Source organism: Selenomonas ruminantium subsp. ruminantium ATCC 12561 (genome assembly GCF_000424065.1).
GTDB classification, from domain to species: domain Bacteria; phylum Bacillota; class Negativicutes; order Selenomonadales; family Selenomonadaceae; genus Selenomonas_A; species Selenomonas_A ruminantium.
The window spans coordinates 39,414-61,784 of sequence record NZ_AUJE01000022.1; the positions used below are offsets into that span (position 1 = coordinate 39,414).

The 22,371-nt window shown below is 50.9% G+C and carries 18 protein-coding genes and 4 tRNA genes; 1 reads left to right on the plus strand and 21 read right to left on the minus strand.

The window, feature by feature from the left end; all coding sequences use genetic code 11:
• Nucleotides 1–17: 17 nt before the first annotated feature.
• The 13 genes from G598_RS18660 to G598_RS0109860 all read right to left on the minus strand — a co-directional run bounded on the left by G598_RS18660 (nt 18) and on the right by G598_RS0109860 (nt 16,313).
• A complete protein-coding gene (locus G598_RS18660) occupies nt 18–3,149 on the minus strand; it encodes an ATP-binding protein (RefSeq protein WP_211221548.1) in 3,132 nt (1,043 codons plus the stop codon).
• A 202-nt stretch (nt 3,150–3,351) separates the two neighbouring features.
• Complete coding sequence (abc-f, locus tag G598_RS0109805; protein ID WP_026766822.1) at nt 3,352–4,908, minus strand: ribosomal protection-like ABC-F family protein; 1,557 nt, start codon at nt 4,906–4,908, stop codon at nt 3,352–3,354.
• A gap of 72 nt (nt 4,909–4,980) precedes the next feature.
• Nucleotides 4,981–5,057, minus strand: a tRNA-Pro gene (locus G598_RS0109810).
• 67 nt (nt 5,058–5,124) lie between these two features.
• On the minus strand, nt 5,125–7,125 hold the full coding sequence (locus tag G598_RS0109815) for an autotransporter outer membrane beta-barrel domain-containing protein (protein WP_026766823.1): 2,001 nt from the start codon (nt 7,123–7,125) through the stop codon (nt 5,125–5,127).
• Between the two features lie 27 nt (nt 7,126–7,152).
• Entirely contained in the window at nt 7,153–7,311 is a 159-nt protein-coding gene (locus G598_RS19755) for a hypothetical protein (RefSeq protein ID WP_157833315.1), read from the minus strand.
• A 12-nt stretch (nt 7,312–7,323) separates the two neighbouring features.
• Complete coding sequence (locus tag G598_RS0109825) at nt 7,324–7,569, minus strand: hypothetical protein (protein ID WP_026766824.1); 246 nt, start codon at nt 7,567–7,569, stop codon at nt 7,324–7,326.
• Nucleotides 7,570–7,635: 66 nt separating this feature from the next.
• Nucleotides 7,636–7,941, minus strand: coding sequence for a type A2 lanthipeptide (locus G598_RS0109830; RefSeq protein ID WP_026766825.1), 306 nt, complete (start codon nt 7,939–7,941; stop codon nt 7,636–7,638).
• A 45-nt stretch (nt 7,942–7,986) separates the two neighbouring features.
• Nucleotides 7,987–8,439 (minus strand): hypothetical protein, encoded by a 453-nt coding sequence (locus G598_RS0109835; RefSeq protein ID WP_026766826.1) that lies wholly within the window; start codon nt 8,437–8,439, stop codon nt 7,987–7,989.
• Between the two features lie 170 nt (nt 8,440–8,609).
• Nucleotides 8,610–9,155 carry an RNA polymerase sigma factor gene (locus tag G598_RS17640; protein WP_051180169.1) on the minus strand — a complete coding sequence of 182 codons (546 nt, stop codon included), beginning with the start codon at nt 9,153–9,155 and terminating at the stop codon, nt 8,610–8,612.
• An 11-nt stretch (nt 9,156–9,166) separates the two neighbouring features.
• Nucleotides 9,167–11,881, minus strand: coding sequence for an NHLP bacteriocin export ABC transporter permease/ATPase subunit (locus G598_RS17645; protein ID WP_051180172.1), 2,715 nt, complete (start codon nt 11,879–11,881; stop codon nt 9,167–9,169).
• A gap of 23 nt (nt 11,882–11,904) precedes the next feature.
• Nucleotides 11,905–14,100 (minus strand): NHLP family bacteriocin export ABC transporter peptidase/permease/ATPase subunit, encoded by a 2,196-nt coding sequence (locus tag G598_RS0109850; protein ID WP_071837967.1) that lies wholly within the window; start codon nt 14,098–14,100, stop codon nt 11,905–11,907.
• Nucleotides 14,101–14,105: 5 nt separating this feature from the next.
• Nucleotides 14,106–15,065 carry a biotin/lipoyl-binding protein gene (locus tag G598_RS0109855; RefSeq protein ID WP_026766828.1) on the minus strand — a complete coding sequence of 320 codons (960 nt, stop codon included), beginning with the start codon at nt 15,063–15,065 and terminating at the stop codon, nt 14,106–14,108.
• A 63-nt stretch (nt 15,066–15,128) separates the two neighbouring features.
• Nucleotides 15,129–16,313, minus strand: coding sequence for an efflux RND transporter periplasmic adaptor subunit (locus G598_RS0109860; RefSeq protein WP_026766829.1), 1,185 nt, complete (start codon nt 16,311–16,313; stop codon nt 15,129–15,131).
• A 106-nt stretch (nt 16,314–16,419) separates the two neighbouring features.
• Here G598_RS0109860 and G598_RS0109865 point away from each other — a divergent pair, with 106 nt between their 5' ends.
• The gene (locus G598_RS0109865; RefSeq protein WP_026766830.1) at nt 16,420–16,602 is read left to right on the plus strand and encodes a hypothetical protein; all 183 of its coding nucleotides are present in this window, start codon (nt 16,420–16,422) and stop codon (nt 16,600–16,602) included.
• A gap of 102 nt (nt 16,603–16,704) precedes the next feature.
• On the opposite strand, the gene G598_RS0109870 is transcribed toward G598_RS0109865, so the two are convergent.
• The 8 genes from G598_RS0109870 to G598_RS0109905 all read right to left on the minus strand — a co-directional run bounded on the left by G598_RS0109870 (nt 16,705) and on the right by G598_RS0109905 (nt 22,331).
• A complete protein-coding gene (locus G598_RS0109870) occupies nt 16,705–17,985 on the minus strand; it encodes an ArsB/NhaD family transporter (protein ID WP_026766831.1) in 1,281 nt (426 codons plus the stop codon).
• Between the two features lie 36 nt (nt 17,986–18,021).
• On the minus strand, nt 18,022–19,698 hold the full coding sequence (locus G598_RS0109875; protein WP_026766832.1) for a glutamine--tRNA ligase/YqeY domain fusion protein: 1,677 nt from the start codon (nt 19,696–19,698) through the stop codon (nt 18,022–18,024).
• Between the two features lie 17 nt (nt 19,699–19,715).
• Nucleotides 19,716–20,516 carry an HD domain-containing protein gene (locus tag G598_RS0109880; protein WP_026766833.1) on the minus strand — a complete coding sequence of 267 codons (801 nt, stop codon included), beginning with the start codon at nt 20,514–20,516 and terminating at the stop codon, nt 19,716–19,718.
• Between the two features lie 54 nt (nt 20,517–20,570).
• On the minus strand, nt 20,571–21,089 hold the full coding sequence (locus tag G598_RS0109885) for a transcription repressor NadR (RefSeq protein WP_026766834.1): 519 nt from the start codon (nt 21,087–21,089) through the stop codon (nt 20,571–20,573).
• Between the two features lie 63 nt (nt 21,090–21,152).
• A tRNA-Val gene (locus G598_RS0109890) sits at nt 21,153–21,228 on the minus strand.
• 5 nt (nt 21,229–21,233) lie between these two features.
• Nucleotides 21,234–21,308 (minus strand) — tRNA-Glu (locus G598_RS0109895).
• A 1-nt stretch (nt 21,309) separates the two neighbouring features.
• Nucleotides 21,310–21,385: transfer RNA gene (locus tag G598_RS0109900), tRNA-Asn, on the minus strand.
• A gap of 88 nt (nt 21,386–21,473) precedes the next feature.
• Nucleotides 21,474–22,331, minus strand: a complete 858-nt coding sequence (locus tag G598_RS0109905) for a Cof-type HAD-IIB family hydrolase (RefSeq protein WP_245582791.1) — start codon at nt 22,329–22,331, stop codon at nt 21,474–21,476.
• Nucleotides 22,332–22,371: the final 40 nt, after the last annotated feature.

Consider the following 22,371-nt stretch of genomic DNA (forward strand, 5'->3'; position numbering starts at 1 on the left):
TTTTTTATTTATCCCTTTCACACATATTTCCGCAACTTTTCCAGGAGCTTGTCAAAATCAATAGGCTTGCTAAGATAGTCATTCATGCCACAGGCCATGACGCGCGCCACATCATCGGTGAATACATCTGCCGTCACCGCAATGATGGGGATGTTTTCTCCATCCGCTCTGCCGCTTCGCCGGATTGCCTGGGTTGCCTCATAACCATCCAGCACGGGCATCTGCACATCCATCAAAATGGCCTTGTATGTTCCCGGTTCCGTTGCCATGAACTTATCCACCGCATCCTGCCCATCCACTGCCGTATCGATGACAAAGCCATACTGTGCAAGAATGGTCTCCGAAATCTCGCGGTTCATTTCATTGTCTTCGACCAGCAGCAGGCGCATACCGTCCCACGATACTTCCTTCTGTTCTTTATCCTCCGTTTCCACAGGGATTTCTGCGCCCACCTGCAAAGGCAGGGAAATGTAAAAGCTGGTGCCCTCATTCTGGATGCTGCGCACTTCAATCGAGCCCTGCATCATCTTCACGAGATTCTGCGTAATGGCTAAGCCTAAGCCGCTGCCGCCATGTTTATGTGCCACCTTGGCATTTTCCTGTTCGAAGGGCTTGAAGATATTTTTCAGATACTCCTGACTCATGCCAATGCCGGTATCGGTGATTTCAAAAGTGGTCATCACCACATTGCCGGGATGGAGTACCTGCCGGATGATGAATTCGATTCTCCCTTCTTCCGGCGTAAATTTCACCGCGTTGGAGAAAATATTCATGAGTACCTGCTTAACGCGCATGGCATCCCCGATTACATGGCTATGCGACATCTGCTTGACGTCAATCATCAGGTCAAGCTTTTTTTGTTCCAACTGCCCATTGAAAATCGTCTGCATCTCCGTCACGATATCCTGCAACGAAAATTCCTCGTTCGCCAATTTCATTTTGCCCTGCTCAATGGAGGACAAATCCAAAATATCGTTGATTAAGCCCAAAAGATGATGTGCCGCAATCTGACTCTTGCCAATCAGCTGCCGCAAATCCCGTTCATTGTTATCCTTCTGCTCGCCCAAGGTCAGATAACCGATGATGGCATTGAGCGGCGTACGAATTTCATGGCTCATGCGGGAGAGGAAATCCCCCTTGGCAGCACTAGCATGACGGGCCGTTTCCAAAGCATCCTTCAAGGCCTCCCGCTGTGCGATATCCTTGCGCCGCAAATCATCAATATCCTGCCGGTAGAAGTAGAATCCCGCCAGTTCTCCCCCCTCATAATACGGTTGGAATTGGGCGGCAAAAAAGCGATAGCTGTCCGGGCCATCCTGCTTGCGTACCTCACGGTAATAACTGCGCTTTTGGGCAAAAGCCTCATGCATTTCCTTATCCCACTCGCCATCCGGCATGAAATTAAGTTTATCCTCCGGATGCAGGTAACCGGTATAACGCTCAATTGTATGCGGCAACATATCCACGAACACATGACCTTCCTCGTCGATATGGTATTCTGTCGCCGTATGGTTTTTCAAATCCACCTTGACCACCATTTCATTGAGACGGCAGATATAGCTCATCACCGCATCAATTTCCTGACGGCGTTTTTCGTCCTGCCGCAAGGCATTATTGCGAATCACCGTAACCAGACCAAGGCCCCCCAGCATCGCCAACAGGATTGCCAGTAAAATAAATTGCAGCGGATAACTATAAAGCATTTCCTCCCAGCTCAAACTCCGGGGCTGCACATCGGTGTAATGGTGCATAATGTCCTGCATTTCCACTGAATCCATATCCGGCATCGCCGCCGATAACACCTCCATCAGCCTGTGGTCAAGAGAACTACGGATGCCCAGCCGCATACTCATGGACTGATTGGGCACAATGGTGATGCGCAAGGAATTGTGTTTATCCTCATTCACATATTTCTCGCCAATGAGTCCGAGGGTATAAATACTGGAACAACGCCCGGACTTCAAGGCGGCCACGGCCTCCTCTGCTGTGTCATAATCCTGTTCTGCCACATTTTCCGGCAGCTGACCCAGCATCGCCAGTTTGCGTTTCAAATTGGCGGTCATCCCTACAGTGCCCTCCATGCTCTCATTTTTCATCGAAATCTGCACAATGGAGGCACGCAAAATCGCCTTGGATAATTTATACCCTACTTTTTCTGCTTCATAGGCACTGGAACTCATGCCCAAAACAATGTCCGTCTGTTCGTCCCGCAGGAGTTTTTCATACTCTGCCTGATTCGCTGCGGGTATGATTTCGTATTTCAGCCCGATATTATCGGCTATCAGCTTAAAGACCTCCGGCAAAATCCCCCGTGCCTGACCATCCTGGTCAAAATACGAATAGGGATTGGCATGGGGCATGACCACCACCCGGAATACACGGTCAGAGGCCTGTAATTCACGCAGGAAGGACTGACTTTCCGGTGTCAGGGCCATAATGCCACCTTCCCCATAGTAGCGTTTGGATAAAGCAACTTCCCAGCCCGGGTCGATTATCGACAATTTCTGCTGTGCATGGTCAATCGCCCGGATAATGGCCTGCTTATCCGCAGTAGACACCACATAGAGTGGCTGCGGGTTCGTCAGTTCCAGAATTTTTTCATCCTCCTGCAGCTTCCGCTTGTTGCTGGTGACAATAGCATCCACTTCACCGGCATGCAGGGCTGCTTCTTCCTTGCCGACACTGTCGTAATACACCGGGGTATACGAAAAATTATGTTTCCCCGCAAAGCGGGCAAATTCCAGGCTCCGCATATTCCCCGAAAGCAAGCCCACCCGCATACCGTCATAGGTGGACGGATTGTACGGCTGATAACGCGTATTGCTTTCCAAAGTGGTCAGCAGCATGGAACTATACGCCATCGGCTTTTCACTGTAGATATACTTTGCTGACCGCTCAGGGGTCTTCTGCACAGCCGTGACGATATCAATCACGCCCCTGTCGAGCAGTTCAAACATATCCTTCCAACCCTGATTATAGCCAATATACTCGTAATCAAAATCCGCAAACCGATTGATGAGATGCAAATAATCATAACCATAGCCATAGCGGATTCCTTCCTGCGTCATCATGTGGTACCCCGCCATCTGGTAAAAGCCCACCCGCACGGTCTGCCGCTGCGGATAGAGCTGTATCTCCGCTTCCGCCATTTGGCTGGAAAAAGAGAAAAAAAATGCCGCCGTGAACATCAGCAACAAACATGCAGTTCTATAAAAACTTCTCTTTCGCCCCAGAAGCATTTTTAACACCATCCTTGTTTTGGGCATAAAAAAACCACGGACAGGAATCTTTAATGTTTAAATTCTCTATCCATGGTTTTTTTCCTGCCAGTGCAGGACAGCTATTATGAAATTAAATGATTTTTGTCGTCCAGCGTTCGATATTCCAAACCGAATCCACAAAGTCCTCATAGAACTCCGGCTCGTGGGAAACCAGGAGAACTGTGCCCTTGTATTCCTTGATGGCCCGCTTGAGTTCCTTCTTGGCTTCGACATCCAAATGGTTGGTCGGCTCGTCGAGTACCAGCAGATTTACCGGCTTCTGCATAATTTTGCAAAGGCGCACCTTCGCCGCCTCGCCGCCGGAGAGCGCCATCATCTTGGTCGTGATATGGTCGTTGGTCAGACCGCAGCCAGCCAATGCCGCCCGCACCTCAAAGTTGGTCATGCCGGGATATTCCTGCCAAAGTTCCTCCAGTGCCGTGTTGTTGTTGCCGGCGGCACTTTCCTGCTCGAAATAGCCTACACTGACGAATTCGCCGTGTTCGATATGGCCGCTGATGGGCTTAATCATGCCTAACAGGGTTTTCAGCAAGGTTGACTTACCCAAACCGTTGGTACCGCGGATGGCAATCTTCTTGCCGCGCTCCACCTGAATATCCACAGGACTCGTCAGCGCCGTATCGTAGCCGAGCACTAAGCGCTTAGCCTCAATCACAAAGCGGGACGGCGTGCGGTCGGACTGGAAGTTGAAATGCGGTTTCGGCTTTTCCTGCCGCTTAGTCAGCACTTCCATCTTGTCGAGCTTCTTCTGACGGCTATTGGCCATGCCGCGGGTGGCCACGCGGGCCTTGTTGCGCTGGATAAAATCCTGCTCCTTCTTGATTTCCGCCTGCTGACGCTCGTAGGCAGCTTCCTCCTGCTTACGCTTTAACGCCGACATTTCCTCGAACTTCTCATAGCTGCCCGTATAACGGTCAAGATGGAGATTGTCCACATGATAAATCACGTTGGTTACGGCATTGAGGAACGGCACATCATGAGATACGAGGATAAAGGCGTTCTCGTAGTTCGTCAGATAATTTTTGAGCCAGTTGATGTGCTCCACATCGAGATAGTTGGTCGGCTCGTCTAAGATAAGGATTTCCGGATTCTGCAAGAGAAGTTTTGTGAGCAGAACTTTCGTGCGCTGACCGCCGGAAAGTTCATCAACCTTCTTATCGAGGCCAATATCCCGAAGCCCCAGACCGCCGGATACTTCTTCAATGCGGGCATCAATCGTATAGTAACTGCCCGCTTCGAGCATATCCTGAATATCACCCACATCCCGCATCAGTGCGTCCATTTCCTCCGGTGTGGCATCGCCCATCTTGTCGTAGGCGGCGAGCATTTCCTGCTCAGCCTTCACCATATCGTCAAAGGCGGTGCGCAGGGTATCGCGGATGGTCATGCCGGGCTTTAACACCGCGTGCTGGTCAAGATAGCCCACCTTCACGCGCCGTGCCCATTCCACAGTACCCGCATCGGGCGTAAGCTGCCCGGTGATGATGGACAGGAACGTGGACTTGCCCTCACCATTGGCCCCGACGAGCGCCACATGCTCACCTTTCAGCAGACGGAAACTGACGTCCTCAAAAATCTCCCGGCCGCCATAGCTGTGGGATAAATGGGAAACGTTCAAAATACTCATCTTCGACATTCTCCTTACTACGTTTTTACGAAAAAAGAGCCGTTCCGAAGAACAGCTCTTGAATTTACTAAATGGTCGGAACGACGGGATTTGAACCCACGACCTCTTCCACCCCAAGGAAGCGCGCTACCAAACTGCGCTACGTCCCGAACAAGTAATATAATACTACATTGCCCCAGGCTTGTAAACCCCTTTTTTCATTTTTTCGCCTTTTTTTCAAAACATCCAGTTTATCCCGAATCTGCCCGTAACACCGCGCTGTCTTCCCAGCCAGCCGGTAGCAGATAAATCAAAGCTTAAATGGTCATTGCCTTTTGGTTTCAGCACCCAGCCCAGTTCCAGCATGTAGCTGTTGCCTCTAAGCCGGGGCGTATCTGTGCGCAGACCATCATAGGTGGCATAAGCTGAACCATCAAATTCATGTTCCCAGGCCACACCCCAATATAATTTATTCTTATTGTCGGCCTCGTAACTATCCCTTATCCCCAAACGCAGCCGCTCACTGTTCACATGACTCGTGTGATAAAGCTGTCCATTGCTTAAACGAATGTCCTCAGCTCCGGTATGCGTATAGAAAAATTTTCCATAATACGTTATTTTATGACGTGGTTTCCAGTTTACTTCCCGTCCCACGCCGAAATGCACACCTGCATAAAACGTAGATGAATCAAAATGTTCATGGGTCTTCTGCCCATTATAAACATAATCGTTGGTGGAATAATCCACCTTTAACCGTCCGCCCCGCAAACTGCCCTCGTAAAACCTTCCGTCACTAAAGCTATTGCGGAAAACAATCCCTATGCCGTAATAACGGCTTTTGCCCTGACCGTGTGTCCCCCCATCGAGATAGGCATCATAATTGCCATATCCGTATTCAAACACCGGAGCGAGCAAACTGCGCCGGCCATTTTTTTCTGACTTCCTGGACATGCCCAGCACCATGCTGTTCCCCCGCATGTCCACATATGAACCGGTCGTATGCCGCATATCGCTGTGACTCAGGGCAAAAAATGGCGTATAAACCTGCGCCCCCGCCGCTTCTGCACTCTGTGCCGCGTCGCCCGAGAGAAAATCCGCTCCCCGGTTGATCAGGCTGGGTATCTTTGCCTGCACGATATTCTTCGTCGAAGGATGCAGGCGATTTAAGCTCACCACGTTCAGCACCACATGACTGCTGTCTGCCTTATTCACCACCAGCTTGTAAAGCTTGCTGTTGATGTCCCCTGTTGACAGCCCCGTATCGCTATGGATGCCGTTATATATCGTCCCCGTTCCATCGGTCACACCATTTCCATTGACCAGCAAGTTCACAGTAAAATCGAGCGGTAAACTGCCGGTCTTAGCTACAATGCCGTTGACGGTGCTCCGGCTGATATCCGTGGTCTTTCCCCCTGCCACAGTTACCATTGTATCGCCCGACACCGTCCCCAACGGCACATAGAAATTATATGTATTAAATGTCCCCAGTTCCCCCACACTTACATCTTTTACATAAACATTCAGCGTGTTGTTTGTCCCCCAAACACCGCTGCGGGTACGGTCCAAATCGTTAAAAACAGCCGCACCATAAATTTTGGCATTCAGTAAATCCGCGTTATTAACAATATTGACGGTATTGTCATGAAGCTGTTTTTCCACGTATACACTGCCTGCTTTGGCTTCAGCGGCAATGACATAACCATTCAGCTTTCCTCCGCTGATATTGATGACATTGCCGCTGACGTCCCCAGACTTGGCATGCCCGGCAATGACATTCATATTCAACATACCATTGAGGCTGATATCCTGTATCCTGAGCAACTTATAGCCGGACAACTTAGCCGGATCATCATAGATTTTCCAGCCGTTCTTCAAGCTGTCATCCGATCCCACGTTGATGATATTATTTTTTACCGGAATGCCCTGACCGTCATGGTAACCACTGTAAACATCAATAAAGGTATCACTGCCATTTACAAGTACTGGCGCTGTACCGCCACCAGGACTGCCGCCATAAATCCATATATCATGCGTACCATCCCCTTGGATATTAACATCACGTCCCGCTTGATGTTCCCCTTCCTTGATTAAGATTATGCGGTTAGAAATAGCCTCATTGTCTTCGCAGCCTATATCTGCCTGTGCCATCCCCGGACACAGCAGAATACCACTGGTAAAAGACACCATGAGAGCAGCTGCTGCCTTATGCAGTTTTCTTTGCTTACAGATACCACTCATACTTACGCCTCTTTACCGCTATAATCTTTACATATTGATAACCACAGTAGACCCAATCTTTACTGGCTTCTTATTATCCTTGACAATATTATTCACTTCTACCTGAGCACCACCGGCAACTTCATCCATGTTCAGCAGGTCCAGTTCCTGTTTTCCCTTATCGTTTTTCACATCTTCCATTTTCATGGTCAGTCCCTCCTAGCTGATGTATATTGGTCCCGCAGGATGGTCAATATTTACCGGCGAACCAATTTTGACGTTGCCTTTATTCCCCTTCACATGATTGTGCTGCACAACACCAATTTGATTCTTGCCGTTTACATTATTCTGGTTGACCGCATTCTTATTCCCTGTTGTATTTTGGTTTATAGGCACGGGTTTCACCGTCTTGGCGCCACCAGCTACCATGTCCAGATTTAATTCATCCAATTCCTGCCGTCCCATCGTGAATCCTCCTACATCAACGTATTACTCCGTCAAGATTTGACGGAGTAATGCCGCTATATTTTTTTAGCCTGCTTTGGAAACGCCAAATCGAATGCCGTTTGACTCGTTGTTCCCATTGACGTTATTATTATTCACCATATTGGTATTATTGGTCGTGTTCTGTGTGACATTGGGGCTTGACGGAGCAGTCGTTGTTCCCGGTGCCTGCGGGCTGCCACCATCTTTTTTCTTGTTGGGCATTACCTTGGATATCGTATCTACCACTGTAGTCACCGTATCCACCACTTTTTTCACGTTTACAGCGCCGCCAGCTACCTGGTCCAATTCCTGCTCCATGATTTCCTGTTTTACCTGCATATCGTTTTTCATGTTTATTCGCTCCTCTATATAAACGCCCACCCAATTCTTAAGAGCTCAGGCAAAAGAAATATTATTCGACGTGTTCGTTCCGTTTACGTTATTATTATTCACAATCTGGGTATTATTCGTCGTCGTCTGCTGAACAGTTGGCCCTTGCGGTGCAGTAGTCGTTGCAGGCGCAGCCGGTGTATTTTCCGGCTTCTTCGGATCACCTTTGATCTTTTTGACGACTGTCGTAATGCCATCGATAACCGTGGGAATAAGCGGAATGAGGGCTGCCGGAGCAATGCCGCCTGCGACATTTTCCATCGCATCGACATCTAGTTCCTGTTTGTCATCGGCCTGCTGCAGCAGTTCATGCATTGCCGCCATGACTTCTTCCGGTTCAGCTTCTACGCCCTGTTCCTTTATCATTGCGACCAGCGCCTCCACGCTGCCAGCCTCTTTGATTTTTTCGATGCCCATCTGGCTCAATACTTCGATGATTTCTTTGGTGAATTCTTTCATGTGGATTATCCCCTTTCAATCTCTTGTCTGTACATTACTACTTACGATTGAGCTTGCTGTCTATTACAAACTTTTTTATTTTTTTCGTAAGTTTCTGTTTCAGGCTTGTTGTTTTTGCCTTTCTGACTATATATACGACTCAGGGGATAATCCATTACAAATTTCTTAAATTATTCTTCGCCCAGAATTTTCCGCAAGGTTCCCATGGCTCTGAACAGAATCACCCCGACGTTGGCCGCAGATATATCCAGGGTTTCCGCAATCTCTTTATTGCTCAGTTCGCCCCAGAATTTCAATTCAATAATCCGCTGTTCGCGCTCGCCTAGTTTTCCCACAGCCTGCAAGAGTTCACTTTTGCCTTCTTTAATCAGCAGCTGTCCTTCGGGGCGTTCTTTTTCATCTATGGCCGGCGAAAACACATCATCCCATTCCACATTCTGCCGATAGCTCTGCCAGCGATAATAATCCGTCAGCGTACGCATGGCAATACGGGAAAGCCATGTAGCAAAAGAAGCCTTCGTGCTGTCAAATTCGACCAAATGTTCAACCATCTTTTCAAAAACATCACTGACAATATCGTCAGCTGTAGCAGCATTTTTCACCCGGACATAAATCAGATTATATATCTTCGGGAAAAAATACTCGTACAGTTCATCAAATGCCACATCATCTTCCACAGCCCGCTGGGCGACTGCATTCCAATCTTTTTCTTCCATCTTCAAAACTCCTATGCTACCTGCCGTCTTACTAATTGGGCAAAAACACCATCCTGCGCCAACAACTCCTCATAAGTGCCGCTTTCCACCAGATGGCCCTTGTCCATCACCAGAATCCGGTCGCAGTCCTTAATCGTCGATAACCGGTGCGCGATTACCAGACGCGTTGTTTTTAATTTGTTCAGACTCTCCGTCACAATGGCCTGCGTGCGGTTGTCGAGGGCGCTTGTGGCTTCATCAAAGATGAGGATTGCGGGTTTGCCTGCCAATGCGCGGGCAATCATAATCCGCTGCCGCTGTCCCCCGGAAATATTATTGGAGCCTTCACTGATTACGGTCTGCATCCCCATGGGCATTTCCCGAATATCCTCGGCAATGCCTGCCGCTTCTGCTGCCGCCCAGGCATCATCCTGTGTCAGCGCCGTCTGTCCGACAATATTGGTAAAGATATCGCCAGTCATCAGCTGACCGTTTTGCAGAACCACGCCCATTTGGGAGCGCACCGAAGGCGGGGAAAGTTCGGCAAAAGACTGGCCATCGTAGTAAATCGCACCGCTTTTCGGCTGTTCAAAGCCTAAAAGCAGACGTACCAGCGTGGACTTGCCGCAGCCGGAATGGCCTACAATGGCGACATTTTCGCCAGCCGCCACCTGAAAGCTCACATCGTGAAGCACATCTTTTTTCCCTTCCCCATAGGCAAAGGTCAGATGGCTCACCTCAATGGCGCCGGACAAGGGGTCTGCTTCCTGTTTGTCCTCCGTAGTCTCCGGCACTTCCTCCAAAATAGGCCGCAGATTTTCAATATGCGGCTGAATGGTGAAGAAGGTGCCCACCAGCGGAATCACCGCATTAAGCGTCGCATTAAAGGAACTGAACGCCGCTTCAAAGGCCAGAAACTGTGCATAACCTATCCCGTTTTGCACAACTTTCCCGCCATTTCCATCGCTGACCATGTCCTGCATACCATAAACTACAATGTAATACAGCAGCATGTTCAGGATAAAGGGCTGCACCGCGGCGATAATGGTATTGTAGTTTCCCTGCCAGCGCAGTGCCAAATTCCACTTCCAGGTCTCGCCAAAGACCTTGCTCCAAAGGTGATAAGCCTGTTCTTCAGCCCCATGCACCCGGAACTTGGAAAGGCCGGTAAAAATCTGCTGCACCAGCCCGGCTTCCTCGTTATTGGCGGCGATAAGCTTGCGCTGAAAGCCCAGCACGCGCCGATAAACGAAGGCCGTAATCAGACACCAGACGAGCCAGACTGCCACAGCCGCCGCTGTAAGTTTCAGACTGTACCAGCACATGAGCAGAAGGCTCCAAAACGAAAACACCGTATTGAAGACCGTCGCCACAAAATTGCCGCTGACGACCTCTTTCACCGCTTCGATTCCCCGCATACGGCTGGCCAGTTCCCCCGTGGTAAAACGGTGGAAAAATTTCTGCGGCAAGGACAAGAGTCTCCCCCAAAGTGCCGCTTCCACTGCCATATCCAGCCGGGTACTGATACGCATGACGGCCACCGACCGAATCATGGCGAGCACCGCCATGGTGAAACTCGTCACCATCATCACCTGCGTAACGGTAACCAGGCCCTCTCTATCCATGATGGGCAGAATATCCTGAAAGATGGTTTCCGTAATAATCGGACTGACCAGCGGAATCAAACCGGCAAAAAAACTCACCAAAAGTATCGTCCGATAATCGGCCTTCCAACACTGATGAAACATAAAGCGCAACAGGTCGCTGATTTTAAGCTTGCGCCGTGGAAAACCGGCATAACAGACAAAGGCATCCTCGTCTAACTGTTTCACTGTTTCCGCAGTGAGCGGTATGCCCGCAGGATTTTTGCGCGTTATCATCCGGTAACTATGCGGAGTATCGGGAATAAGGGCGGCAATTTCCTTATCCTCCCCATAATAACCAATCAGGACACCACTGTCCCGGCGATACCATTTCTTTCCCTCCAGCTTCACCAGCCGCAGTTCGATATTGGCCTTTTGGGCCAGCCGCCGCAGCAGCGACAGGGAATCCAGCTTTTTGGCAATATCAGCGGACAAATTCAAATCCGCTTCTGGCATGGACAGCACTTTCATGACCAGCCGGAGGATAAAGGCCGTCTCGTCTACCGCCTTGCCTCCCTGCTCCATACTGCTTTCTTCGTAAAGGATTTCCTCCTCGCCCAGGAGCATGCTGATGGCATCATGCACCAGCCATTTTTTCTGGCGCTCGATGATTTTCTGCCGCCTGCTCAGCCGCTTATCCGCTGACAAAAAGCGCATTCCCTGCAGCATGGAAAAAATCCGCTGCTGCTGCATAAAATCTGCCATAAGCGCAGAAGTGCCGACAAACGGTCCCTGCAAAACATCGCCCTTGCCCCAAAGTGATAACAAATCATCACCTAAAGCCGCCAATCGGCTGAGCCAGCCGATTTTTCCCAGAGCCTTAAACCAGGCCTGCATAAGGGGCTGCAATTCCTGCGGCTCAACCGCTGCAAACGGGCGCTCAATAAGTTCACTGTCTTTTACCGCATAAAGCAAAAAATCAATTTCCGCAAACTCGTCCATTGCCGGGAAAATGGCTGCACCTTCTGTCAAAGTCAGCAAATAAGCCTGCCGAAAATCCCGCCCTTCGCGGGTGACGGCGTAAACCTCCACCTGTCCGGCAGCAATTTGCAGGAAACCATCTTCATTTGTCAGCCGCCAGCGTTTGCCCGCCTGTAATTCCATAACATCACATCACAATCTATCTATCACTTGCTGCTGCGTTCTTCAATAAGCCGCCTATAAGGGCCATCGTGCTGCATCATCTCCCGATGACGCCCCCGCTCGGCAATTTGCCCATGTTCGAGCACGATGATTTCATCCGCATCGCGAATGGTGGACAACCGATGGGCAATAATCACACAGGCACAGCCCCGATGACGGATATTTTCCAGCACCTTTTCCTCGGTAATGGGGTCTAGCGCACTGGTCGCCTCATCGAGTATCAGAATGGACGGATTCACCGCCAGCGCCCGGGCAATCTCCAGACGCTGCCGCTGCCCGCCGGAAAAATTAAGCCCGCCTTCCGAAACCTGTGCATCATAGCCGCCTTCAACCTGCAGGATATCCTCATGGATGCAGGCATCCTTGGCCGCCCGCACAATATCACTCTGCCGCAAAGAGCGGTCAAAGAGTGCAATATTTTCTCCGACAGTACCAGTAATCTGGAATACATCCTGGTCAACCGCAGCCAGCGACGTCGTAATCACGCTGCGCGGCACCTGCCGCCGGGGATAGCCGTCAAAGAGCAGTTCTCCGCCCCACTCCTCATAAAGCCCCGTAATGACTTTGGCCACCGTGGACTTGCCGCTGCCCGAAGCACCGACAATCGCCACCCAATGCCCCGGCTGCAAGTGCAGGTTAAAATCTGTAAGCAAAGGCGGCTCTAAGGGGCTGTAGCCAAAGCTGACATGCTTTAGTTCCAGCTCCCCGGACAGACGGTGCTTGGGGAAATCTTTAACTTCCGTCTGCGGATAGTTCAAATCATCCACTTCATAGCGGCGCACATCGTTAAGGCGCTGCATCTGCATTTCCGTATTCTGCAGACTGGTATAGAGCCCCGTCAGATTGCCCACAGGCGCCTGAAAACTGCCCATCAGATGTTGAAAGGCCACAAACATACCCGCCGTCATGGCGCCATCCATAATGGAAAAACCGCCAAAGGTCATGATAAGCGCCCCGTTAAGCCCAGCAAGCAGTGTCGGCAGCATGGTCACGGACAGCATCCACAGCTGCGTTTCCTGCATCCCGTTCAAGACCTTGGCCCGATAGCCGGCCCATTTCATAAAGAAATCACCCTCGTTGCCGTTGGCCTTGATGCTGTCAATCATGGTCAGCCCATTGATGCTGGCACCGTATTCCTTGCCCGCATCCTGCTGAATCCGCATGGCCAAATCCGTCAGATGCCGCCGGGTCAACATCAGCACCGCAATATTCATCACCATAAACAAGACGCCGATTAGCGTAAGCAGCATATTGTACTGCAGGAGCAGCAGCAGGAAAAACAGCGCCACAAAAGCATCTAATACCGCAGTGGCAGCGCTGCCTGAGAGCACCCCTGCCACAGATTCATTCATGGAGATGCGCCCCGCCACTTCCGCAGCATAGCGCTGATGGAAAAACTGCATGGGCAGCCGCAAAAGATGCCAGAAAAAGCTCGATGAATCCGCCAATGTCAGCTTGCGCTGCCAGCGGGTGAGCAGCACCGCCCGCAGCCAGGTCAGCACCGCCGAGACAATAAAGGATACGGTCATTGCCAAACAGAGGTTGACCATCCAATCCCGGTGCTTCCCCGTAAGAATATCGTCCAAAAATACCTGACTGAATACCGGCGCAGCCAGCCCCGGCACAATCATGCAGAGGCCCAGCAAAATGAGGAAGGTCATTCCCCACTTATCCTCCCAGAGCTTTTCGGCCACCGCCTTAAAGACATTGTAGCGATGGCCCGCGGGCTTAAAGCCCTCCGCAGGCCGAATGGTCAGCGCAATCCCCGTATAGGATGTCACAAACTCCTCCCAAGGCACCGTACGCCGTCCCATTGCCGGGTCATTCAGATACACCGTATCCCCAATAATCCCTTCCAGTACCAAAAAATGGTTAAACTCCCAATGGATAATCAGCGGAAAATCCTGCTCCGCCCGCAGACTCTCCGCCTCCCAGCGATAACCATGTACCTCACAGCCGCGCGCCTTGGCCGCCCGCATTACATTGCTGGCCTTGCTGCCATCGCGGTTTACCCCGCATTCCGCCCGCAGCTTCTCCAACGGTATCCATAGTCCATAGTGAGCCAATATCATCGCCAGCGAAGCCGCCCCGCACTCCGTGGCTTCCATCTGCAAAACCGTGGGGACCTTTACCCGTCTGCCCTGCTTGTTCCCAAAATTACGCAAAAAATCCATCACCATCTGACTCACCTGTTACGCAACCACTGGCTGATTCGATAAAATACTTTTTCAATCGGCGGCCGCCGTTCAATAATCACTGAGCCAGTACAGAAACTGCCTGCCGTCACCGGCTTGTGTTCGCCCACAAAGGAAGTCCATAGATACCCCGAAGGATTGTTCTCATCCTTCACCAGCACAAAACTCACTTCCACGACAGCCCCCTGGCCGCTGGCCATCAGCCATTGCGCGAGCTCCGGATTGCTGACCCGCTGCTCGATGGACTTTAGTGGTACCGGATAATTGGAAACTGTACGCACGACACCGATAAGACTGCCGGACTCCTGCACATCTACGCCATTGGGCACCAGCTGAATGGTCTGCCCCGGTTCAATGCGCTTGCCCTTGTCCACCGGCACATACATAATCCCCGTCAGGTCACTGCGCTTCTTCGTCAGCCGCACCGTACAGATCGGACTGCCGCTATTGATAACACTGCCCTTGCGCACCATGATTTCTTCCACAATGCCGTCATAATCACTGACAATATCGCGGGACACTACCTGCTGATAGAGTTTTGCCCGATACTGGTAAACCCTGTCGGCTGTATCCTTCATGCTGCCGGCCAGCTGCGGGCCATACTGCGCCATATTCGTGTCCGCTGACTGCTCCGGCTGCTCTAAGCGGGCAATCAGATCGCCCTTCTTAATGGTCGAACCATCCCGCACATAAAGATGGGCAATTTTTCCTCCAGCCACATGATTTATCGTCGCCACACCGCCTGAATCCATAATCATCCCCTTGCCATCAGCCCGCTCCGTAAAGGAACCAAAGATTGACCACAAAACGACGGACAGCAGCAATAGGCCTACGGCAATCAATCCCATCCAGCCAATGGGCGTCGTGATTGGCAGAAGCATATCGAGCCGGTCTGGCGAACGCAGCTTATCAAGCGCTGCCTTGCTAAAAATCTTGCTGCCATCTGCCATAACCAAATATCCTCCCCAAACAAAACCACACCTGATTCAGTAAATTATTACAAACCGGGAAAATTAATTTTCCTCAATAGTCAATTCTACCTCTGTACCTGCCGCTACCCCTTCCGTATCCGCTGTGATGACGATGTCCCCTGGCTGCAGACCGGAAATTACTTCTATATAATTACCATCCGATACACCTGTCGTAACGTCCCGGAACCCTAAGCGGCCATCCGCCTCAATCACCGCTACCCGATCATGGGATTCATCGACAAAAGCCGCCACGGGCACAGCCAGACACTTGCGGGGGATATCCGAGTACAGGCGCAGTTTCCGATAAGCCCCCGGCTCCAACAGCCCCACGCGGTTGTCAATCTGCCAAACCACCTGCCGCACCGTTGCCGGCTCATCAAGCCCCGGCGTTATCTTAATCACCACAGCAGTAAATACCTGTTCATCGCCTAAATTGCCCGCCGAATAATTGGCACCATACGATTTGGGCAGTGCCTCGCCCCCCAGCACGGAGGCAGCCCCTCCGGCAATGGTCAGATTGATCTGCCGGCCAATTTCCATCCGCTGCGCCTGCTCATCCACCACCGGTACCGTGAAATACATCTTGCTGAAATCCCCGACCAAAGCTACGGGAGTGCCCGCCGTAACATAAGCACCTTCCGACTGGTAAAGCCGCAAGACCTCGCCATCAATGGAGGACGTGACCATCTGCCGGGACTGCCGCACAAGCAGCTGCTCCCGTACGGCCTCACAATTCGATAGTTTCGCCTGCGCCGCCTTGTAGGCTGCTTCGGTTTCATCGTATTTTTCCGCTGAGATTGCCTGCGATTCCCGCAGCTGTTTATAACGATTATAGGAATTACGCGTTTTCATGAGCTGAGCTTCCGCTTCCAAAATATCGCTGTCCACCTGTTTCAGCTTCAAGGGGATATCCTCATCCACCAACTGCATTAAGGGCTTTCCCGCTGTAACATTGCTGTGTTTTTCCACAAATACCTGCGTAACACGGCCATTTTCCCGCGCAATCACATCGGTCATGTCATCGCAGTAAAGATTGGCCAGCTCCAGTTCCACCATCGGCGTTATCTCCCGTTCCCGAACTTCCGTTCCGGTAAGCGGCAGCCGCAAATTCTCCATCCGCTGGGCGATTTCACTTTCCCCCCGCTGATTCATATATACACCATACCCCAGCAAGCCTACAATCAAGGTAATAATAATGCCGATGCCCAAATAAAAATAATTTTTCATAAAAATCCTCAAACTTTTTCCAAAAATTTTCCAAAATCTGTAATAATCTATCCATTCAATCGTATGTTATGGTAGAATGAAGATAACAGATAGGAGTGACGCTATTATGAATATTGAACGTGAACTGCAAACAACAGATTTTTCCCGTTTCAGCAAGGTCAAAGACAGCCTGAAGGCCAAGTTATATGATATGCGTGCCCAGAAGCGGGAACTTTCCTGGGATGAGCTCGATAATCTCGCCGCGGCCGGCGGGCAGAATCCCCCCCAGCCGCCTAAACCAATCAAATGATACATTCTTATACGTTATTCGACAAAATTTCCGAAATACCTGCAATACAAAAAATGCTCTGCGTGTTTTCTACACACAGAGCATTTTGCTATGTTCTTGTCATTAAAGATGCCAAATCCAGATGTAGATATTGGCCATGATGATGGTGAGAATCATCACCGGGAAAGCAACCTTCATGAAACCGATGAAGGAAATCTGCTTGCCGTGCTGTGCGGCAAGCGATGCCACAACCACGTTAGCCGAGGCACCGATAAGGGTACCATTGCCGCCGAGGCAGGCGCCCAACGCCAAGCTCCACCACATGGGTTCGAGGTTGGAAAGGCCCATCTGGCCCATATCCTGAATCAAAGGAATCAATGTGGCCACGAAGGGAATGTTATCAATGAAGGCCGAAGCAATGGCACTCATCCAGAGAATCAGCATAGCCGTCATGGGCACATTGCCGTTGGTCAGCGCCAGGGCTTCTGCCGCCATAGCCTTGATTACGCCCGTTTCCACCAGTGCACCGACGAGCACGAACAGACCGGCAAAGAAGAAAATCGCCAGCCATTCCACCTTGGAGAGGACTTTAGCAATCATGGCTTCATTGCGGGTGTAGGTAATCAGGAGCAACAGGCCTGCGCCCGTAAGCGCTGCCGTAGCCGTTTCGAGGCCCAAAGCACCATGCAGGGTAAAGAGCGTAATCGTGAAGAAGATAACGCCCAGGCATTTTTTGAGCAGGGCCTTGTCAGCAATCTGACTCTTGGCATTGAGGCGCATAACCTTATCCTGCAGTTCCGGCGTAGTCTTGAGCTTGCTGCCGTAGAGCGCTACGAGAACGCCCTGCACGACGATGAAGATAACGACCGATACCAGCGTCATGTTCTGAATGAAGTCCATAAAGCTCAGGCCCACGGCACTGCCAATCATGATGTTTGGCGGGTCGCCGATAAGAGTCGCCGTGCCGCCGATGTTGGACGAGATAATCTGCGCCATCAGATAGGGCTTTACATCTACTTTAAGCTGCGACGTAATACTGAACGTGATGGGCACGGTCAGCAGCACCGTGGTCACGTTATCGAGCAGGGCCGAGCAAACTGCCGTGATGGTGGACAGCGCCACCAAAAGCGCCACAGGCTTAGCCTTGACCTTCTTCGCCGCCCAAATGGCAAGGAAGTTAAAGAGTCCCGTTTCACTGGTGATATTGACGATAATCATCATACCCATCAAGAGCCCTAAGGTATTAAAGTCAATATGATGAATGGCGGTTTCCTGACTGATGATGCCGAAGAGAATCATCAGCATAGCGCCAAAGATACCCACAATGGTGCGATGTACCTTCTCCGAGATAATCAAGGCATACGCAGCCACGAAGATAACGATGGCTATCGTTGTTGAAGTCAATTCTTCCCCTTCTTTCTTTTCGTCATCCCTAAAAAATTATTTATTCTTTTCTTTCGCCCAGCTGTCACGCAGACCAACTACGCGGTTAAAGACCAGCTTGTCCGGCGTGGTATCCGGGTCAATCACGAAGTAACCCGTACGCAGGAACTGATAATGCTTGCCGGCAGCCTGCAGCTTCACGCTGGGCTCAAGCAGGGCATTGTCGATAACTTCCAGAGAATTCTTGTTGAGGGCGCCGATGAAATCGTCCGGCAGATTGCCGTTTTCATCGGTTTCCAGCAGGTAGTCATAGAGACGTACTTCTGCCGGCAGGGCGGTCTTGGCTGCTACCCAGTGAATGGTGCCCTTGACCTTGCGGCCGGCAGTTGCGCCGCCCGTCTTGGAATCGAGGTCAGCCGTGCAGCGCAGCTCTACGACACTGCCCTGCTCGTCCTTGATGACTTCTTCACATTTGATGATATAAGCGTGTTTCAGACGAACCTCTCCGCCCGGTTTCAGGCGGAAGAACTTCTTGGGCGCATCTTCCATGAAATCTTCCTGTTCAATGTAGATTTCACGAGAGAACGGAATGAAGCGATGGCCGCCATGCATGGGGTTGTTGTCCCCCAGGAGCCATTCTTCCTTGTCTTCCGGATAGTTCGTAATCACGACCTTCAACGGACGCAGCACTGCCATAATGCGGTCAGCGTTTTCATTGAGGTCAGCGCGCACGCAAGATTCGAGCATCGCCACATCGACGAGGCTGTTGCCCTTGGCTACACCGATTTCCTCGCAGAACTTGCGCAGGGAAGCCGGCGTAAAGCCACGGCGGCGCAGACCGGAAATGGTCGGCATACGCGGGTCATCCCAGCCGCGCACATGACCTTCTTCCACGAGCTGACGCAGTTTGCGCTTGCTGGTTACGGTGTTCGTGAGGTTCAGACGGGCAAACTCAATCTGACGCGGACGGGTATTGACGTCAAAGCCGAGATTTTCAAGCAGCCAGTCATAGAACGGACGATGTTCCTCAAATTCCAGCGTGCAGACGGAATGCGTAATGCCCTCGATGGCATCAGACAGCGGATGGGCAAAGTCGTACATCGGATAGATGCACCAGGCATCACCCGTGCGGTGATGATGGGCATGGGCAATACGGTAGATAACCGTGTCGCGCATCACCATATTCGGCGAAGCCATGTCGATTTTGGCGCGCAGCACCTTTTCCCCATCGGCAAATTCGCCAGCCTTCATGCGGGCGAACAAATCGAGGTTTTCCTCCACGCTGCGATTGCGGTACGGGCTTTCCTTACCCGGCTCCGTCAGCGTGCCACGATATTCCTTAATCTGGTCAGCCGTCAAATCATCGACATAGGCCAGACCTTTTTTAATGAGTTCTACGGCATAATCATAGAGCTTATCGAAATAATCCGAGGCATAGTACATACGATTCTGCCAGGAAAAGCCCAGCCAGCGGATATCTTCCTGAATGGAATCCACATACTCCGTGTCTTCCTTGGTCGGGTTGGTATCGTCAAAACGCAGGTTGCAAAGGCCGTGGTTGTACTCTGCCAAGCCAAAGTTCAGGCAGATGGATTTTGCATGGCCGATATGCAGATAGCCATTGGGTTCGGGTGGGAAACGGGTGTGAATCCCCTCGGTGTATTTGCCATTCTTCTGGTCTTCCTCAATCGCATTCTGCACAAAGTTCGTGGCGATTGTCGTATTTTCTGCCATTATATTCTCTCCTTTATTTACGCCGGCACAACATCCGGTGCCGCGCATTTCTTCTCTATATATGCCCACAGGCGGTCAATACCAACCTGTACGCCCTCCTGCTCCGGCAGGTGGTCAATGACTTTCTGAATATAGCCACGCTCGACCATCTTCTGCAGCGTCCAGCCAAAGTTCACATCATAAACCCACAAGAGGCGTACCAGTCTGCGGTCACCCAAGGTCTTGAGCATATGGTAATCCGCCTGCTTGCCTTCCACAAAAGCATCAATAAAATCCGGACTGATGAGGTCTGTGGATTTCGATTTCATAAATTTGGGCGCCTTATCCGCATTTTCCGGGTCAAGGAACGGCGCCAATACGCGATAAATATCCAACTTATCCGCATCCCGCAGGAGTTTGGCAAAAAGCAGATACTTGCCCGTGGCATCGGCAGGAATTTCCTTCTTATTATGATACTTGATGGCATAGCGAACCAAATCCGCATCTTCAGCAGATAAATCTGCCATATACGGCATTTCCTCGGCCAGCACCTTGAGGCCTAAATCCGCATGGTCTTCCGACTGCGCGTCATTAAAGGTCTTGTAAATGCTGTACTGCCGGAATCTGCCCACATCATGGAACAGTCCCATGATTTCTGCCAGCTGCACATCGTGCTCACTAAGCTCTAAATGCTTGGCCAGTTCCCGGGCAATGGCGGTCACATAGCCTGTATGTTCTCTCTTGATGCGGATACCCTGCATGACTTCTTCATCATCGGTGACGAATTGATTCATATAGTCATCCATCCAGGTATGCATTTTCTTTAACAATTCGTTCAATTACTTATCCCTCTTTACAATGAAGTACACCTCATTATACTACGAAGGTAATGCTCACGCAATATTTACCAAAATTCCCAAAGCCTGCAATTCCTGCCGAATCGCCGTCAAAGCCTCCTCATCCGGCACCCGCACGGTATGGATATGCACGCCGCCCGTCACCACGAGCAGGGGATTGGCCTGACATTTCTTCATCTTCGTGAGGAAATTCTTGATATCCCGGCGGCTCTCCAGCAGTAAATCGCTCTTTAACGGGCCATAGACCGGATGCTCCACGATAACATCCAGCACCGCTCCGCCATTATCCACAATGGCATTAAGCTCCGCTTCCATATCCTCTGCCGAATGCTGACAGACGAGCGTGACCTTCTGCTGGCTGGGTTCATCCTCGGGCATGATATAACCGCGAGGCGTCGCAAAAATCTTCTGCCCCTCTGCCCGCAAGATACTCACATCACCCACAATAATCTGCCGGCTGACCCCGAGTTCCCGGGAAAGCCGTGTGCCCGTCAAAGGCTGTGTAGCTGCCTGCAATCGCCGCAGGACTTCTGCCCGCCGCTCCTCTGTGGTCATCGAAATCCCTCCTCTTGATTTTGGGTAACAAAAAAGCTGCCTTACGGCAGCTTAAATTTCAAATGGTGGGCGATAACAGGATCGAACTGCTGACATCCTGCTTGTAAGGCAGGCGCTCTCCCAGCTGAGCTAATCGCCCGAAATTGGTGACGCGTATGGGATTCGAACCCATGAAGCCGCCGTGAAAGGGCGGTGTCTTAACCACTTGACCAACGCGCCATGGCTCCCCGAGCAGGATTCGAACCTGCGACATATGGATTAACAGTCCACCGTTCTACCGGCTGAACTATCGGGGAATTCCTTGGTGTGTCTCACCAACGAATATTATTATACGACACCTTTCCGAGGAATGCAACCCCTTTTTTTAATTTTTTTCAAAAAAAATTAAATTATTTTCTGCGCCTGCAAAAACGCAGCAATTCCGCTGTCGTTATTGCTCAGGGTAACGGCCTTCGCCACGGCTTTGACATCATCAGGAGCATTGCCCATTGCTACGCTCATGCCCGTATACTTTAGCATCGCCAGGTCATTGTAGTTATCGCCAAAGGAAAGCGCTTCGGCCTTGTCCAAGCCATAATTCTTCAGCATAACTTCAATACCGGCGGCCTTGGATACGGCTCCGTCCATAATTTCCAGCAGGATATCCGAAGAACGCGCCACCTGAAACTGCGGATAATGCTGCTGGAAATATTTTTCCGCACTAGCGCAATCCGCCGGTTCTGCCATCAGCAAAATCTTATGGGGAAAAGTCCCCTGCACGAGCAAACTGTCAAAATCGGCCTTCTCCGCCTGCGCCGAGGTGATATCTTCCTCTCGTTTCACGCGCGCATCCTGCTTATCCGTCACATACCAGTGATGGCCGCTGTAAAAATTTACCGTCACTGCGGGGAATTTTTCGCCAATCTCCGCTAACAGCGCACGCACAGGCTCAGCCGCCATATAGGTACTGGCAAGCTCCCTGCCCTCGCGGTCGAGCACATAGGCGCCGCTATAGCAGATAATGGGCATCTGGATTCCCATATTCTCCGTAATCGGATAAATCGCCTCCGGCATCCGCGCCGACACCAGCACAAAAGGGATATCCTTTGCCACCAGCTTTTTTACAGCCGCCTTCGTCTGGCTGGTCACTTCATGCTGACTCGTCAACAAAGTGCCATCAATATCCGAAAAAACGATTTTCGTTCTGCAATCTGCCATCATCATTACCTCTTTTCCGTGTTCTTTCCCGGTTGTTGCTTTCATTATAGATATCGGACAGAAACATCACAAGATATTTTTGTTC

Excerpts from the sequence above, each read along its gene's own strand:
- G598_RS19755 (WP_157833315.1), bottom strand. The coding sequence starts at position 7,311 with ATGAAAATGGAAGATGTGAAAAACGATAAGGGAAAACAGGAACTGGAC.
- G598_RS0109865 (WP_026766830.1), top strand. The coding sequence starts at position 16,420 with ATGAATATTGAACGTGAACTGCAAACAACAGATTTTTCCCGTTTCAGC.
- G598_RS17645 (WP_051180172.1), bottom strand. The coding sequence starts at position 11,881 with ATGGAATTACAGGCGGGCAAACGCTGGCGGCTGACAAATGAAGATGGT.
- G598_RS17640 (WP_051180169.1), bottom strand. The coding sequence starts at position 9,155 with ATGGAAGAAAAAGATTGGAATGCAGTCGCCCAGCGGGCTGTGGAAGAT.
- G598_RS0109815 (WP_026766823.1), bottom strand. The coding sequence starts at position 7,125 with ATGAGTGGTATCTGTAAGCAAAGAAAACTGCATAAGGCAGCAGCTGCT.
- G598_RS18660 (WP_211221548.1), bottom strand. The coding sequence starts at position 3,149 with ATGGCGGAAGCGGAGATACAGCTCTATCCGCAGCGGCAGACCGTGCGG.
- G598_RS0109885 (WP_026766834.1), bottom strand. The coding sequence starts at position 21,089 with ATGACCACAGAGGAGCGGCGGGCAGAAGTCCTGCGGCGATTGCAGGCA.
- G598_RS0109855 (WP_026766828.1), bottom strand. The coding sequence starts at position 15,065 with ATGGCAGATGGCAGCAAGATTTTTAGCAAGGCAGCGCTTGATAAGCTG.
- G598_RS0109825 (WP_026766824.1), bottom strand. The coding sequence starts at position 7,569 with ATGGGACGGCAGGAATTGGATGAATTAAATCTGGACATGGTAGCTGGT.
- G598_RS0109850 (WP_071837967.1), bottom strand. The coding sequence starts at position 14,100 with ATGGTGATGGATTTTTTGCGTAATTTTGGGAACAAGCAGGGCAGACGG.
- G598_RS0109860 (WP_026766829.1), bottom strand. The coding sequence starts at position 16,313 with ATGAAAAATTATTTTTATTTGGGCATCGGCATTATTATTACCTTGATT.
- G598_RS0109835 (WP_026766826.1), bottom strand. The coding sequence starts at position 8,439 with ATGAAAGAATTCACCAAAGAAATCATCGAAGTATTGAGCCAGATGGGC.
- G598_RS0109875 (WP_026766832.1), bottom strand. The coding sequence starts at position 19,698 with ATGGCAGAAAATACGACAATCGCCACGAACTTTGTGCAGAATGCGATT.
- G598_RS0109905 (WP_245582791.1), bottom strand. The coding sequence starts at position 22,331 with ATGAAAGCAACAACCGGGAAAGAACACGGAAAAGAGGTAATGATGATG.
- abc-f (WP_026766822.1), bottom strand. The coding sequence starts at position 4,908 with ATGAGTATTTTGAACGTTTCCCATTTATCCCACAGCTATGGCGGCCGG.
- G598_RS0109830 (WP_026766825.1), bottom strand. The coding sequence starts at position 7,941 with ATGAAAAACGATATGCAGGTAAAACAGGAAATCATGGAGCAGGAATTG.